The sequence below is a fragment of the Fontibacterium abundans (SeqCode) genome, assembly GCF_965235095.1.
GTDB classification, from domain to species: domain Bacteria; phylum Pseudomonadota; class Alphaproteobacteria; order Pelagibacterales; family Pelagibacteraceae; genus Fontibacterium; species Fontibacterium abundans.
The window spans coordinates 901,329-915,474 of sequence record NZ_OZ249405.1 but is presented as its reverse complement, the minus strand read 5'-3'; the positions used below and the strand labels follow the sequence as shown (position 1 = coordinate 915,474).

Below are 14,146 nucleotides of genomic sequence, written 5' to 3'. Positions count from 1 at the left end.
AAAATAAAATAAGATATTAGATTCTAGTTTTTTATTATTTAAGCGCCCGTAGTTCAATTGGATAGAATGCCAGACTACGAATCTGGAGGTTGGAAGTTCGACTCTTTCCGGGCGCACCACATACTTTAAATTTTAGATATATTTATTGATTGATCTTAATTATTAAGAAGAATATAAAATTTACAAATGAGAGTTTCTAGAAATTCAAGATTAATTATTCCCTACCTAGAAAGATTTTACGATTCAAGTTCATATTATTCTTATTCATTAATTCGATTTGTAGCTGGAGCAATGATGATACCTCATGGCTATAGTAAATTATTTGTTAATTTAGATGGTACAGTTGATTTTTTTAAAAGCGTTCAATTAGAGCCTGCTTATCCATTAGCACTTTACATAGGTATCTTAGAATTTTTTGGTGGAATATTTTTAGCATTAGGTTTTTTAACTAGATTTGTTGCAATCCAATTAATAGGTCTTTTGGCAGTTGCAACTTTTTATATTCATTTAAAAAATGGTTTTCTTTGGGTTAAAGGCGGATATGAATATCCATTGTTTTGGTTGGTAATAATGATTGCCATATTTTTTAAAGGCGGAGGCAGAGCTTCAGTAGATAGCTCTCTACCAAAAGAATTTTAATTTGTGTTTAGATATTTAAACAATCTTCCCTTAAATAAAGCTGTAATTGTTTTTTTAATTCTTATTGCTGCAGTGATATTATTAATCAGCTTGTACGTTTAATTCTTCTTTTACTAAAAGATTAATTGTTCTTTTCGTATTTTTAATTTGTAAAGGTAGATTTCCTATAAATTCACCATCGCATTGAATAGGTACTTTTGATTTAGAGTTTATAAAAATGTCATCACTTATAATCTTAATTACTTTATTATTTTCTTCTAAGTTTTGTTTTTTTAAAATTTTAAGTAAATTTTTTATAACCTCAAATCTCGATAAATTAATAAACAAATAAGTAATCAATTTTTTTTCAAAAATATTAGTATCCCTCGTTAATTGAAAAGAACCACCATAATGTTTAGCATTAGTTATGATGACCCAATTTGCTAGATAAACTTTATTGTTAGTAAGAATCTTTAGTTCATATTTTTTAAAACAAAATAATTTTGCAATGGAAATAATAAAAAATAATAATTTACCAAATATTTTTTTTAACAATAAATTTGACTGAATCGTTTCAACTATTGAAGCATCATAACCAATTCCAGTCATTAAAAAAAATTTTCTATTATTTGCTTCTTGAATATGAATTTTTTTAATTTTTCCGGACAATATAATTTGAGCTGCTTTACTTGGATTTTTACTAATATCTGCTTCATAAGCTCCTATATTTGCTGTTCCAAGGGGTATTATTCCAAGGGATGTTTTTTCGTCCATCCCATTGATAACTTCATTTATTGTTCCATCGCCACCAGCTGCAACGATAATATCGAATTTTTTTATGTGAACTTTACATAGTAAAGTTGCGTGCCCAACTCTTTCCGTTCCAAAAGTTTCAACATAGTTTTCTTTTCTTAAAATTTTTATAATTCTATTGAGTAAAAATTTATTAAATAAACTTATTTTAGAATTATATATAATGCAGATTTTCTTCATGACGTTACATGAAGTTATTATTCGATTGATTATGAAAAAAATATACTAAAATTTGGAAGATTGGTGAGTGCTTACATATTTGCTATTAGGGAGATCTAGAGAAAAATTCACTAGATTAAATTAACTTAACTAAATTAACTTATAAGGATGCAAAGTACATAAGCACTCGGTTAAGTTGTGTATACTATTATTATTGCAAATTTATTAAAGAATTGTGAAATTTTAATTTACCTCAAATAAAATTTTTGCTTAAATCCAATCATGAAAATATCAAAGAAAAACTTTAAGAAGTTAAAAAAATTTATCAAAGGACTGAATAAAGAAGTTGTAAGCCTTGGTAAGGAAGTTTCTAAGCTTAAATCAGAATTTAAGAAATTTAAGCCACACACTCAGAAACAAAAGGAAGCAGTAGTTGTAGAGGCTCAAAATCAAACTCACTAAATCTAACTATCAGCTAACCAGATATTCTGGTTAGCTGATAGTGAATCCTTGTGCGTGATAAAAGTATGCTCCAAGTCCAGATGTAAACACAATATCTCCGTACAATCCATGTTCAATTGAAACTTTTATTAATGAATTATGTTTAGAATAGGATTCTGCCATTATTAAACCCCCAATAAAAGTAAAAAAAATTACAATAGGGTTTAAATAAATAATATGTGCAAAGCTAAATAAAAAAGCATTTACAAAAATTAAAACTTTTTTATTTTTAAATAAATTGCCATATCTTTTAAAGAAGAAAGATCTGTAAACAATCTCTTGAGGGAAAGCTGATAAAATTGGGTAAAGGATCATTATCAATAACCACAAAAAAAAGTCAGAGCGGGGAAGATTTAAAAATTTAGATGGATCAAAAAAATAAGAAAAGGTTAAAATTAAAGCGGCAACAATTAAAAACTTATAAAAAATAATTTTAAGATATTGATCAAATCTAAAATCTTTGAGATTAATTAAAGCAACTTTCTTATATTTTAAATAACAAACACAAATTATAGCGACCGCTGTCAGAGCTGAAAACATAGCAATGTTGGAATTTATTGGAATTAAGATTATTGGAATAATTATAAAAAATACAAAAATTTCTATAGATTTTGTTATTTTAACCATTTTATAATTCTTGTATCAGAAATTTTTATTTGTTGAGAAAAAATTTCACTGAACATTAATTGTAAATTCAATTTTAACAATTTTGTAACAATAACGTGTTCAATTCATGGTTGATGATTCGAAATGAAATTAAATGCTAAAAAAAGAGTCTTTCAAAAATAGAATTGATAAAATTTTAAATTATAAAAGTATTTGGATTTCAGATCTTCATTTAGGGACTAGAGGCTGCCAATCAGAACTTTTGTTGGAATTTATTAGACATACCCAATCAGAAAAACTTTATTTAGTCGGTGATATAGTTGACGGTTGGGCTTTAAAAAATACTTGGTATTGGCCACAATCTCATAATGATGTTGTCCAAAAAATTTTAAAAAAAGCTCGTCATGGAACACGAGTATTTTATTTATCGGGAAATCATGATGAGATTTTAAGAAAATTTGTACCTATAAATTTTGGTGGAGTTGAAATTGCAAATCAGGTCATCCATGAAACTATTGATAACAAAAAGTATTTAGTTGTTCATGGAGATCAATTTGATGGAATTATTCAATGCGCTAAATGGCTTGCAATACTAGGCTCTCTTACTTACGATTTTTTAATTTATTTTAATCGTTATATAAATTTTCTAAGAAAAAAATTAGGTTATGAATACTGGTCATTATCTAAATATTTAAAATTTAAAGTTAAAAATGCCGTTAAATTTGTTAGTGAATTTGAAAAATTAGTAGGAAACTATGCAAGACAACACAATGTTGACGGAATTATTTGCGGACATATTCATCACGCCAATATGCAGTATATTGACAATATTCATTATATTAATGATGGAGATTGGGTTGAAAGTTGTACGGCATTAGTTGAGCATTTTGATGGAAGGTTAGAACTGATTAATTGGATTGAAAAAAGACAAGAATTGTTTACAGAAAATCAAGACGTAGAGCAGCTTAAAATTGCATCTTAATGAAAAGTTATAAAATTCTCATTGTTACTGATGCTTGGCACCCACAAGTTAATGGCGTTGTAACAACCTTGGGTTATTTAGTAGAAGAACTTAAAAAACAAAAACATGAAGTTTTTTTGATAACCCCAAATGATTTTATTACAGTTCCTTGTCCAACATATCCTGAAATAAAATTATCAATTAATGCTTATCCTAAGATCTATAAAAAAATTAAAGAGATTAATGCACATATAGTCCATATAGCAACAGAAGGACCCCTCGGATTTTTCGCAAGAAGATATTGTATGAAAAATAATATTAAATTTACTTCCTCTTTACACACCAAGTTTGCTGAGTATGTAAATAAAAGAACGCATATTCCAATTAGTATTGGATATTCATTTTTGAGATATTTTCATAAACCTGCTAATAAAATTTTAGTTACAACTAAGAATATGGAAAATGAGTTAGCCAATAGAAATTTTAAAAATTTAGTAGTATGGAGTAGAGGCGTAAATAAGAATATTTTTGGCAAAGTGGAAAAAGCAAATATTTCTCTCCCTTCGCCTATTTATATTTACGTTGGTAGAGTGGCTATTGAAAAGAATATTAAGGCTTTTTTAGATATAAAAATTGAAGGTTCAAAAATTGTGGTTGGAGATGGACCTCAATTTAATGAGCTTAAGAAAAAATATAAGGACGTGTTATTTACTGGAATGTTAAAAGAAAAAGAGGTCGCTTCCTATCTTGCAGCAAGCGACGTTTTTGTATTTCCAAGCAAAACAGATACTTTTGGTATTGTTATTATTGAAGCATTGGCAGCAGGCGTCCCTGTTGCAGCCTATCCAGTAACAGGCCCTCTAGATATTTTGCAAAATACCAAGGCTGATTGCTTGGACTGGGATTTAAAAGAATCTATGAAGAAAGCTTTGAATATCAAGAAAGAAGAATGTAAAGAAATTGCAAAGCAATACACATGGGAGAATTGCGCAAAAGTATTCTTACAAACCGCTAGTGTAAATTTGCAATTTTAAGAGTTTCGGATCTTAAATTTTTCGCAATCTGAGAATTTTCGAGTTTATGAAAAAGTTGACTATCTAATAACTCGCCGCATTCAGCATAAAATTTTTTGTTAGATTTATTAATCAACTCCCTTGCAAATAGTATTCGTCTTAATTTGTAGTTAATAATACCGGTAAATTGAAATAAAAAACTATTTTGACCATGACAGTAGACTGGCAAAATTTTACAATTAACTTTTCTTACAATTGATCCAATTATAGGTTTCCATTCTTTTTCAACAGCTCTTTTAAAAAGCCTTTCCGAGGTTGCAACTTCTCCTGAGGGAAAAATAATAACTAATCCTCCTTTGTTTATAAATTCAATAGCATCATTTTTGGATTTTATATTAAGCTTCAGAGCATCTTTGCTCATATCTAGCCTTAATGGAAAAAGATAATCCCTTATATGATCAATTGCGGTTAATTCTTCATTAATTAATATTCGGTAATCTTTTCTTAACTTTGCAACTTCGGAGCAGATAATCAAACCATCAAGTATTCCAAAGGGATGATTAGATATAATAATACAAGGTCCCTGTCTTGGAATATGTTCTGTATCTTTGAAAGTATGTTCTATTTTTAAAATTTCTAAAGTTTTTTTCCAAAAATTATTATGTAGTTCTGGATCGGAATAATTTTTTTTATACACTTGTTTAAGATAAGAAAATCCAAATAATTTTTCTATAGTCGAACGTAATAATATTTTGATCATAAATAATCAAAAAATTATAAACTAAATTTCTTTAAATATTCAGGTTTAATTGTATTAAAAGGAAGATATATAAAAACATCAGTTGTTTTAAATAATCTATCTACAACTGCACCATCTCCAATTTTAGCGCCTAGTCTTAAATAAGCTTTAATAAGTGGAGGCAATTTTTTAATAATCGAAAGGTCAGACATACCTTCAGTTGGCACTAAATTCATTTCGGTTTTTTTTGAAAAAATTGCATCAACTCTTATATTCTCTGGCATTAAAAATTTTTGATATAAATAAGACAATTCCTCTTTAATTACATTTGGATTTTCCTCTAAAAAACTTGCCATTCCAAAAAGGACATCATTTTTATTATGCTGAACATATTCATTAATTTTTGACCACATTAAATGTAAAACATTTTTTTTTCTAAATTGTTGAGATACACAAGATCTGCTCAATTCTAATCCATTCTGTGGTCTGTCTTTTGATTTATACAATGTATTTAAATTAAACTCCTCAGAGGAATAAAAGCCACATTGTTGCAGAGCTACCTTTTGCTGCAGTAATCTATATGTTCCAACAATTTTAGTTTTGCTAAATTTTGACGCCTTAAATGTAACTATAATATGATCACTATATTTATCGAATTTATCAGCATCTCTCTTGAAGGAACTTAAATTGAAAATTTTTTGACCATTTCTTTCATTGAAAAATATTTTATATCTAAGTCTTTGAGCTTTTCTAATTTCACTTTTACTATTTGCTAAATAACAATCAAATACAGGTTGGAAAAAATTACTTGTTGAGACAAAAAAATCTTTAGATAAATATTTAGTTTTTAAATTATTTATAAATGCCATTGAAGCCTCAATTAGGTGATTTGTGTGTAGGTAATATGAAACTTATGTTACTTTTTTATTACACAATTTCTGTTAAATAATCTTAATATTATTAGACTATTATCAAATTAATGATTTATTTAATCGGCGCTACAGCAATCTTAGCAAATGTAATTTTTTATATTTTTTTAAAATTTTCTTTATGGATACTATTTTTTAATATTTTAGTATTTTTTGTATTTATTATTTTTATTAATTATCAAAAAGAAGATCAAAATATTGAAATAAAAAAAAAAATAATCACAAACTTTAACTCAGAGTTAGGAAAAAAAGATTTAGAAAGATTATTTATTGATAAAATCGAAGATGTAATTATCATTTTAAATAAATTTAACGTTATAATTTACGCAAATAAATCAGCCACAAACAACTTTGGTGAAAAACTAGAAGGTAAACATATAAGCGTAGCTATAAGAATATCTGAACTTCTAGATCAAATAGATCAGCATAGGATTGATAAAGAAATAAAAACAATAAATATCGAGATTAAAAACCCGATTTTTAAATTTTACAAAACAAGCATAAGTAACATTCAATTTGAGCAAATATTATTAGTTTTTAAAGATTTTACTGAAGTACAAAAATCTCAAATAATTCGTTCTGATTTTATAGCTAATGCAAGTCATAATTTAAAAACACCGCTAGTTTCACTAAAAGGTTTCTTAGAAACGATTGAAGATTCTGCAAAAGACGATCCACGATCTCAAAAAAAATTTATTGAAATCATGAAATTAGAAGCAAATAAAATGGAGATTTTAATAGAAGATTTAATGATGTTGAGTCGAATAGAGCAACAAGAACATATCTCAATTAGTAATAAAGTTAATATAAAAAAAATAATTGAAGATGTAATTATTTTAACTTCTAAAAGAATAAAAGAAAAGCAAATTTCATTAAAAGTAGATTTAGATAATAATCAACAATTCGTAATAGGTGATGCAGAAAAACTATCTACATTATTTTTAAATTTAATTGATAATGCAATAAAATTTAGCAATCCTTCAAAAACTATCAAAATTAAAATTTTAAAAGCTGATGAAATTTTTAAAAAGTATGTTTCAATTTCAATTATTGATGAAGGCATAGGAATTAACGAAGAAGACATTCATAGAATTACAGAAAGATTTTTTAGGGCTGAAAATACTAGAAAACTAAAAATTGAAGGAACAGGATTAGGATTGGCCATTGTAAAACATATAATAAATCAACATCGAGGTGAGTTAAAAATTACAAGTAAAATTGGACTTGGTAGTGAATTTATTATTAGATTGCCTAAAGCTTAGTTTAGAATTTAGAGAATAAAAAAAAGAGATTAAATAACTTTAATTACAACTAAAAGGTTAGTTTTGTAACAAAAGTGTCATTAAATTGTAATAATTAAAACATCTTATAAAATTAATGTGCAGCCAATTAAATAACTAAGGATAATTATGATTAAATTAAAGACAATATTTATCACTGCAGTTGCTGTTATGATTTCATCTCAAGCAATAGCACGTGATCAAATAAAAATAGTTGGATCTTCAACTGTTTATCCATACACGACAGTAGTTGCTGAAAGATTTGGAAAACAGGGGAAATTCAAAACACCGGTTGTTGAAAGCACAGGAACAGGTGGCGGATTTAAATCTTTTTGTGGTGGTGTAGGCGTTCAACATCCAGATATGACTGGAGCTTCTAGAGCAATCAAAAAAGATGAAATGGAACTATGCATTAAAAATGGTGTAACTGAAATTATAGAGTTACCAATTGGTAATGACGGTTTAACATTTGCACATTCAATCAAAGGAAAAGATGTTAATTTTACAAAAGCGCAACTATGGAAAGCAATTGCTCATGATGTTGTAGTTGATGGAAAATTAGTAAAAAATCCTTATAAAAATTGGAATGAGATTGATAAATCTTTACCAGCTATAAAAATTGAAATTTTAGTTGCTCCACCAACATCAGGTACAAGAGATGCTTGGGACGACTTAATAATGGGCAAGGGTTGCGACGAAGCTTTCAAAAAATTAGCAGATAAAAAAAATTGTACAAAATATAGAGAAGATGCAGCTGTAATCGAAGCGGGTGAGAATGATACTTTGATCGTTCAGAAACTTGGTTCTTCTCCAAATGCTTTTGGATATTTTGGATATAGTTATCTAGTTGCAAACAAGGATAAAATTAAGGCTGCAAAAATTGACGGAATTGCTCCAACAATTGAAGGGATACAGAAATATACTTATCCTGTTGCAAGACCATTATTCTTGTATGCTAAAAAAGCTCACGCTACAGTTATTCCAGGATTTAAAGAATTCTTAACTGAATACACTGGAAAAACAGCAGTTGGTGCAACTGGCTATCTTTATAAAGTTGGTCTAGTTCCAAATGCTAAACAAGCAGAGGACAAAGTTAGAGACGTTGCTACTAAGTTAATAGCGATGAAGAACTAAATTAAAGTTTAGTTAAGTTAATTGAATTTAGAGCCGAAATTATTTTCGGCTCTAAAATTAAAAGTCAAGCAGCATCAAATAATATAAGTCAAATGAATCTTACAATACTATCATTGATTGCTGTCTTTAGTTTATCTTGTTATTTTTTTGGAAAATCAAAAGTTTTAAAACAAAAAAAAATAACTGGAAAAAAATTCCACTCATTACCCGAATACTATGGTTATTACTTAGCAGCTTGGTGCGGTTTACCAGCCTTAATAATATTATTTTTTTGGTCTTTTTCTGAATTATATATTGTCAAAGTTTTTATTTTATCCGATTTTAGAGCCGACCCTTCAATTGATGAGAATAAATTAAATTTAATATTTTCTGAAATTCAATCTATTGCTGAAAAAAACTTTTCAGGCACCATTCCTCAAAATTTAGTGCCCTACGCTGAAAAATTCTTAAGTCTTAATAAGATTTTAGAATTATCAAAATTTGCAGTTATTTTTAGTGCAATAATATTTTCTTTATCTTTCGCATACTCTCAAATCTTAAAAAATATAAGAGCTCGAGAAAGTGTAGAAAAAGTAATTAGAGTTGTGATGTTCTTATGTGCAGCTATTGCGGTATTTACAACTCTTGGAATTGTACTTTCATTACTTTTTGAAAGTATTAAATTTTTCACGGCAGTTTCTATTTTTGACTTTATTACGGGAACTAATTGGGCCCCTGGTCGAGCCTTTGTAAGAGATGCATCAGTTCAAACCGCTGATGTCGAAAATGTATTTGGTGCAGTTCCTTTATTTTGGGGAACTTTTTTCATAGCAATGATTGCAATGTGTGTTGCAGTTCCAATTGGACTTTTTTCTGGAATATTTATGGCTGAGTATGCTTCTAGAAAAATTAGAAGAATAGTAAAACCTTTAATTGAAGTTTTAGCTGGAATTCCAACAGTGGTTTATGGTTTCTTTGCAGCATTAACTGTTGGCCCTTTTTTTAGAACTATCGGAGAGGGTATTGGATTAAATGTATCTTCAGAGAGTGCTTTGGCAGCTGGAATGATAATGGGAGTTATGATTATTCCTTATGTCTCTTCGCTAACAGATGATGTGATTAATGCTGTTCCAGTTTCTTTAAGAGAAGGTTCTTATGCAATGGGCGCAACTAAATCTGAAACTATAAAAAAAGTAGTTTTACCAGCTGCCCTTCCAGGAATTGTTGGGTCAATTCTTCTTGCAATATCAAGGGCTGTTGGCGAGACTATGATTGTTGTTATGGCAGCTGGACTTGGAGCAAACTTAACAATTAACCCGTTAGAAGCATCTACTACGATCACAACGCAAATCGTAACAATTTTAATAGGGGATCAATCGTTTAATAACCCAAAGACGCAAGCTGCTTTCGCTTTAGGTCTTACATTGTTTTTCTTCACATTGGTTATAAATATTATTGCTTTAAACATTGTAAAAAAATTTAGGGAAAAATATGAATAATAAAGAAAAAGAAATTTTACTTAAAAAAAGATATAATGCTGAAAAAAGATTTAGATTTTTCGGAATTTCATCAATCATTATAGCATTATCGTTTTTATGTATTTTGCTTATAAATATCTTTACTAACGGTTTAAGTGCTTTTTCAAGAACAGAAATTCTTTTAAAAATTAATTTTAATGAAAAAAAATTAGGCATTAATTCAAGCTCAACTGACAAAGAAATAAAACAAGCTAATTTTGATGAAGTGTTACAAGAAGCACTATTAAGCTTGGCACCTAATGCTCCAGAATTAAAACAAGCGGAATTAATAGATTTAGTTAGCATAGATGCAACAATTGAGCTTAAAAAGTTTTATTTAAAAAATAAAGATGTTTTAAATAAAACAGCAGAAGTTGCACTGACACTATCGGATGATATTGATCAAGTTCATAAAGGTAATTTTCCAAGAGATATTCCTGAAGATAGAAGAAGATTTTCAGATTTTCAGTTAAAAATTTATGATGAACAAATTGCCAAAAAGAAAATAATTAGTGAATTTAATTGGCCATTTATTTTTAATGCTGATTCAAGAGAGCCAGAGATTGCAGGTGTAGGTGCGTCGTTAATGGGGTCATTTTTTACTTTAATTGTTTGTTTGCTTTTATCTTTTCCTTTAGGAATTTTAGCTGCAATTTACTTAGAAGAGTTTGCACCAAAAAATAAAATTACTGAGATTATAGAAGTAAATGTAAATAATTTAGCTGCAGTGCCATCTATAGTATTTGGATTATTAGGCCTTGGAGTTTTTTTAAATTATTTTTATTTACCAAGGTCAACTCCATTGGTTGGGGGGCTAGTGCTTGCTTTGATGACTTTGCCTAGAATTATTATACCGTGCAGAGCAGCTTTAAAAGCTGTGCCACCATCGATCAGAGAGGGAGCTTTAGCTTTAGGGGCTTCCAAAGTTCAGACAGTTATGCACAATGTTGTTCCTCTAGCTATGCCAGGAACTCTATCAGGAACCATTATAGGACTTAGCCAAGCATTAGGAGAAACAGCTCCACTTCTATTAATTGGAATGGTAGCCTTTATTAATGTTGTTCCATCTACTCCACTTGATCCATCAGCAGTTTTGCCTGTACAAGTTTATTTGTGGTCAGAGTCAGCTGAAAGAGGATTTGTTGAAAAAACATCAGCAACTATTATTATTTTAATTTTTTTCTTAGCGATTATGAATTCGTTTGCAATATACCTAAGAAACAAATTTGAAAAAAAATGGTCTTAATATGAAAAATCAAAAAATAAAAATATCTACTAAAAATTTGAATGTTTTTTATGGGGCCAAGCAAGCATTATTTGATGTAAATTTAGAACTGGAAGAAAAAAAAGTTACAGCGTTGATTGGACCATCGGGCTGTGGAAAATCTACCTACATTAGATGCCTTAATCGAATGAATGATGTTATCGATATATGTAAAGTTGAGGGTTCTATAAAAATAGATGGGCAAGAAATAAATAAAAAAGATGTAGATGTAAATTTACTTAGAGAAAAAGTTGGAATGGTCTTTCAAAAACCAAATCCATTTCCAAAAAGTATTTATGATAATATTGCATACGGACCAAGAATTCATGGTCTAGCAGACAATAAGAACGATTTAGATCAAATAGTTGAAAGTAGCCTAAAAAAAGCGGCTCTTTGGGACGAGGTAAAAGATAGATTAAATCAGCCAGGAACTGGACTCTCAGGAGGTCAACAACAAAGACTTTGTATAGCAAGAACTATTTCAATTAATCCTGAAGTTATTTTAATGGATGAACCTTGTTCTGCTTTAGACCCAATTGCAACAGCAAAAATTGAAGAACTAATTGATGAGTTAAAAAAAACATATACAATTGTAATAGTTACGCATTCAATGTCACAGGCAGCAAGAGTTTCGCAAAATACTGGCTTTTTTCATTTAGGTAAAATTTTAGAGTTTAATTTAACAGAAAAAATATTTAAGAATCCTGATAATAAATTAACGCAGGACTACATAACAGGAAGGTTTGGTTAAAATGTCAGAACATATAGTTAGCTCATACGAAGGACAGTTAAAAACGCTACATAGTACAGTTTTAAAAATGGGGGCTTTGTGTGAAAGTCAATTTTCTAATTCTATTATAGCTCTGTTAAAAAAAGATGAAGAGTTAATTGATAAAATTATTGGAAAAGACGAAAGAATTGATGAGTTAGAAAAAAAAATTGATGATCAAGTTGTGAATCTTATTACTTTAAGACAACCTATGGCAATTGATCTAAGAGAAACTGTATCGGCAATGAGGATTGCTGCAGAATTAGAAAGAATAGGGGATCTCGCAAAAAATATTGTTAAAAGAGTTAAATATATAAAAGTCGATCTTAATAATGCGGATTTCTCATTAATTAAAACTGCTTCTGAACTTGTGCAGAATAATCTGAAAAAAACATTGGATTCTTATTCTAAAAAAGATGAACAATTAGCTTTATCTGTGTGGAACAGTGACAAAGAAATTGATGTCATAATTAATAAACTACTTGAAGACTTTTTAAATAATATGAAAAAAGAAAAAAAGAATATTGAGTCTTTAACGCACCTTCTTTTTGTTGCAAAAAATATTGAAAGAATTGGGGATCATTCGACTAATATTTGCGAGTATGTATACTTTTTAATTAAAGGAGAAGAAATTAAGGGAAATAGGCCAAAAGGTTAAATCTAAAATTAAATTAAGAAAAATGTTAGCTAACATCCTGCTCGTTGAAGATGAAAAATCCATTATAACTTTAATAAAATACAATTTAGAAAAAGAAGGCTTTAAAGTTTTTTGCTCAGAAACAGGAGAGGATGCTTTTAAAGTTATTAAAGAAAAAACACCTGACCTAGTAATATTAGATTGGATGCTCCCTGACACATCAGGAATTGATGTTTGTAGAAAAATAAAAATAGACAAAAAATTAAAAAATATACCAGTTTTAATTTTAACTGCCAAAGGTGAGCCTGATGATAAAATTAAAGGTCTAGAGGTTGGAGCTGACGATTATGTAACAAAGCCTTTTAATAATAAGGAATTATTATTAAGAGTAAAATCATTAATTAAAAGATCAAAACCTTCTTTACTTGAAGATTTAGGAATATTTAAAGATTTAAAAATTGATCGTATTACAAAAAAGGTTTTTAGAGAAAATAAAGAAATTAAACTAGGACCAATAGAATATAAGTTATTAGATTTTTTAATTAAAAGTCCGCAAAGAGTGTATTCCAGAGAACAACTCTTAAGTAATGTTTGGGGCGAAAGTATTAATGTAGAAAGCAGAACTGTAGATGTTCATATTAGAAGATTAAGAAAAGCAATAAATATTGATAAAAAGAACGATTTAATCAGAACTGTTAGATCGTCTGGTTACTCTTTAGATTCCTAGATTAAGTCTATTGGCCTTTTAAAAAAAACTAATTTTCCGCTACTTTCATTAAGTTTTTTCCATTTTTTTATAGAAAAAGTTATTTTTGTAATAGCTGAGGTGCTAAATTTTTTTTCCTTAAATAAAAAATAATTTTTTTTTATAAGTTTATTAACTAAATTTTTGCAAGTCGGTTCGTGATTAACAAGAAGAATATTTTTATAATTTTTTTTAGTATTTTTTATTATATTAAATATTTTATTCTCATCAGTTAAATATAGATTTTTAGAGAATATCTCTTTTTTAATTTTTATTTTTTTTTTTAATAATTTAAAAGTTTGTTTAGTTCTTTTTGAAGATGAAACGTAGGCAAAATCAAATTTTATTTTTTTTCTTTTTAGAAATTTAATTATAAATTTTATATCTTTTCTTCCTTTAGCGGATAGAGGTCTCTCAAAATCATTAATATTAGCGTCATTCCAGCTAGATTTGGAATGTCTCATGACATATAAATTTAACAT

Annotated in this window: 16 protein-coding genes and 1 tRNA gene; 12 read left to right on the top strand and 5 right to left on the bottom strand. The window is 28.2% G+C overall.

The window, feature by feature from the left end; genetic code table 11:
- The first annotated feature begins 42 nt into the window (after nt 1–42).
- Together AC8GER_RS05035 and AC8GER_RS05030 are read left to right on the top strand one after the other, a co-directional pair.
- Nucleotides 43–119: transfer RNA gene (locus AC8GER_RS05035), tRNA-Arg, on the top strand.
- A gap of 67 nt (nt 120–186) precedes the next feature.
- Complete coding sequence (locus AC8GER_RS05030) at nt 187–639, top strand: DoxX family protein (protein ID WP_506597761.1); 453 nt, start codon at nt 187–189, stop codon at nt 637–639.
- An 81-nt stretch (nt 640–720) separates the two neighbouring features.
- On the opposite strand, the gene AC8GER_RS05025 is transcribed toward AC8GER_RS05030, so the two are convergent.
- Complete coding sequence (locus AC8GER_RS05025; protein ID WP_506597760.1) at nt 721–1,611, bottom strand: diacylglycerol/lipid kinase family protein; 891 nt, start codon at nt 1,609–1,611, stop codon at nt 721–723.
- A gap of 261 nt (nt 1,612–1,872) precedes the next feature.
- On the opposite strand from AC8GER_RS05025, the gene AC8GER_RS05020 reads away from it, so the two are divergent.
- Nucleotides 1,873–2,052 carry a hypothetical protein gene (locus tag AC8GER_RS05020; RefSeq protein WP_506597759.1) on the top strand — a complete coding sequence of 60 codons (180 nt, stop codon included), beginning with the start codon at nt 1,873–1,875 and terminating at the stop codon, nt 2,050–2,052.
- Between the two features lie 30 nt (nt 2,053–2,082).
- Here AC8GER_RS05020 and AC8GER_RS05015 read toward each other — a convergent pair whose 3' ends face one another.
- The gene (locus AC8GER_RS05015; RefSeq protein ID WP_506597758.1) at nt 2,083–2,718 is read right to left on the bottom strand and encodes a CPBP family intramembrane glutamic endopeptidase; all 636 of its coding nucleotides are present in this window, start codon (nt 2,716–2,718) and stop codon (nt 2,083–2,085) included.
- A 133-nt stretch (nt 2,719–2,851) separates the two neighbouring features.
- Here AC8GER_RS05015 and AC8GER_RS05010 point away from each other — a divergent pair, with 133 nt between their 5' ends.
- Nucleotides 2,852–3,679 carry a UDP-2,3-diacylglucosamine diphosphatase gene (locus AC8GER_RS05010; protein WP_506597757.1) on the top strand — a complete coding sequence of 276 codons (828 nt, stop codon included), beginning with the start codon at nt 2,852–2,854 and terminating at the stop codon, nt 3,677–3,679.
- Complete coding sequence (locus AC8GER_RS05005) at nt 3,679–4,692, top strand: glycosyltransferase family 4 protein (protein WP_506597756.1); 1,014 nt, start codon at nt 3,679–3,681, stop codon at nt 4,690–4,692. Before AC8GER_RS05010 ends, AC8GER_RS05005 begins: the two co-directional genes overlap by 1 nt.
- On the opposite strand, the gene AC8GER_RS05000 is transcribed toward AC8GER_RS05005, so the two are convergent.
- Together AC8GER_RS05000 and AC8GER_RS04995 are read right to left on the bottom strand one after the other, a co-directional pair.
- Nucleotides 4,670–5,431 carry a 1-acyl-sn-glycerol-3-phosphate acyltransferase gene (locus AC8GER_RS05000; protein ID WP_506597755.1) on the bottom strand — a complete coding sequence of 254 codons (762 nt, stop codon included), beginning with the start codon at nt 5,429–5,431 and terminating at the stop codon, nt 4,670–4,672. The two genes, AC8GER_RS05005 and AC8GER_RS05000, sit on opposite strands and share 23 nt — an antisense overlap.
- A 14-nt stretch (nt 5,432–5,445) precedes the next feature.
- A complete protein-coding gene (locus tag AC8GER_RS04995) occupies nt 5,446–6,279 on the bottom strand; it encodes a GNAT family N-acetyltransferase (RefSeq protein ID WP_506597754.1) in 834 nt (277 codons plus the stop codon).
- Between the two features lie 110 nt (nt 6,280–6,389).
- On the opposite strand from AC8GER_RS04995, the gene AC8GER_RS04990 reads away from it, so the two are divergent.
- From AC8GER_RS04990 to phoB, 7 genes are all read left to right on the top strand, one after another.
- Complete coding sequence (locus AC8GER_RS04990) at nt 6,390–7,601, top strand: sensor histidine kinase (protein WP_506597753.1); 1,212 nt, start codon at nt 6,390–6,392, stop codon at nt 7,599–7,601.
- Nucleotides 7,602–7,748: 147 nt separating this feature from the next.
- The gene (locus AC8GER_RS04985; protein ID WP_506597752.1) at nt 7,749–8,753 is read left to right on the top strand and encodes a substrate-binding domain-containing protein; all 1,005 of its coding nucleotides are present in this window, start codon (nt 7,749–7,751) and stop codon (nt 8,751–8,753) included.
- Nucleotides 8,754–8,845: 92 nt separating this feature from the next.
- Entirely contained in the window at nt 8,846–10,231 is a 1,386-nt protein-coding gene (gene pstC / locus AC8GER_RS04980) for a phosphate ABC transporter permease subunit PstC (protein WP_506597751.1), read from the top strand.
- Nucleotides 10,224–11,495: a phosphate ABC transporter permease PstA gene (gene pstA, locus AC8GER_RS04975; RefSeq protein WP_506597750.1), complete on the top strand. Its 1,272-nt coding sequence runs from the start codon at nt 10,224–10,226 to the stop codon at nt 11,493–11,495. The genes pstC and pstA overlap by 8 nt, the downstream gene beginning before the upstream one ends.
- A gap of 1 nt (nt 11,496) precedes the next feature.
- Nucleotides 11,497–12,264 carry a phosphate ABC transporter ATP-binding protein PstB gene (gene pstB, locus AC8GER_RS04970; RefSeq protein ID WP_506597749.1) on the top strand — a complete coding sequence of 256 codons (768 nt, stop codon included), beginning with the start codon at nt 11,497–11,499 and terminating at the stop codon, nt 12,262–12,264.
- A gap of 1 nt (nt 12,265) precedes the next feature.
- Nucleotides 12,266–12,940: a phosphate signaling complex protein PhoU gene (gene phoU / locus AC8GER_RS04965; RefSeq protein ID WP_506597748.1), complete on the top strand. Its 675-nt coding sequence runs from the start codon at nt 12,266–12,268 to the stop codon at nt 12,938–12,940.
- Between the two features lie 22 nt (nt 12,941–12,962).
- On the top strand, nt 12,963–13,646 hold the full coding sequence (gene phoB, locus AC8GER_RS04960) for a phosphate regulon transcriptional regulator PhoB (protein ID WP_506597747.1): 684 nt from the start codon (nt 12,963–12,965) through the stop codon (nt 13,644–13,646).
- On the opposite strand, the gene AC8GER_RS04955 is transcribed toward phoB, so the two are convergent.
- Entirely contained in the window at nt 13,643–14,146 is a 504-nt protein-coding gene (locus AC8GER_RS04955) for a SixA phosphatase family protein (protein ID WP_506597746.1), read from the bottom strand. The two genes, phoB and AC8GER_RS04955, sit on opposite strands and share 4 nt — an antisense overlap.

Excerpts from the sequence above, each read along its gene's own strand:
- AC8GER_RS05030 (WP_506597761.1), top strand. The coding sequence starts at position 187 with ATGAGAGTTTCTAGAAATTCAAGATTAATTATTCCCTACCTAGAAAGA.
- AC8GER_RS05025 (WP_506597760.1), bottom strand. The coding sequence starts at position 1,611 with ATGAAGAAAATCTGCATTATATATAATTCTAAAATAAGTTTATTTAAT.
- AC8GER_RS05020 (WP_506597759.1), top strand. The coding sequence starts at position 1,873 with ATGAAAATATCAAAGAAAAACTTTAAGAAGTTAAAAAAATTTATCAAA.
- AC8GER_RS05015 (WP_506597758.1), bottom strand. The coding sequence starts at position 2,718 with ATGGTTAAAATAACAAAATCTATAGAAATTTTTGTATTTTTTATAATT.
- AC8GER_RS05010 (WP_506597757.1), top strand. The coding sequence starts at position 2,852 with ATGCTAAAAAAAGAGTCTTTCAAAAATAGAATTGATAAAATTTTAAAT.
- AC8GER_RS05005 (WP_506597756.1), top strand. The coding sequence starts at position 3,679 with ATGAAAAGTTATAAAATTCTCATTGTTACTGATGCTTGGCACCCACAA.
- AC8GER_RS05000 (WP_506597755.1), bottom strand. The coding sequence starts at position 5,431 with ATGATCAAAATATTATTACGTTCGACTATAGAAAAATTATTTGGATTT.
- AC8GER_RS04995 (WP_506597754.1), bottom strand. The coding sequence starts at position 6,279 with ATGGCATTTATAAATAATTTAAAAACTAAATATTTATCTAAAGATTTT.
- AC8GER_RS04990 (WP_506597753.1), top strand. The coding sequence starts at position 6,390 with ATGATTTATTTAATCGGCGCTACAGCAATCTTAGCAAATGTAATTTTT.
- AC8GER_RS04985 (WP_506597752.1), top strand. The coding sequence starts at position 7,749 with ATGATTAAATTAAAGACAATATTTATCACTGCAGTTGCTGTTATGATT.
- pstC (WP_506597751.1), top strand. The coding sequence starts at position 8,846 with ATGAATCTTACAATACTATCATTGATTGCTGTCTTTAGTTTATCTTGT.
- pstA (WP_506597750.1), top strand. The coding sequence starts at position 10,224 with ATGAATAATAAAGAAAAAGAAATTTTACTTAAAAAAAGATATAATGCT.
- pstB (WP_506597749.1), top strand. The coding sequence starts at position 11,497 with ATGAAAAATCAAAAAATAAAAATATCTACTAAAAATTTGAATGTTTTT.
- phoU (WP_506597748.1), top strand. The coding sequence starts at position 12,266 with ATGTCAGAACATATAGTTAGCTCATACGAAGGACAGTTAAAAACGCTA.
- phoB (WP_506597747.1), top strand. The coding sequence starts at position 12,963 with ATGTTAGCTAACATCCTGCTCGTTGAAGATGAAAAATCCATTATAACT.
- AC8GER_RS04955 (WP_506597746.1), bottom strand. The coding sequence starts at position 14,146 with ATGTTAAATTTATATGTCATGAGACATTCCAAATCTAGCTGGAATGAC.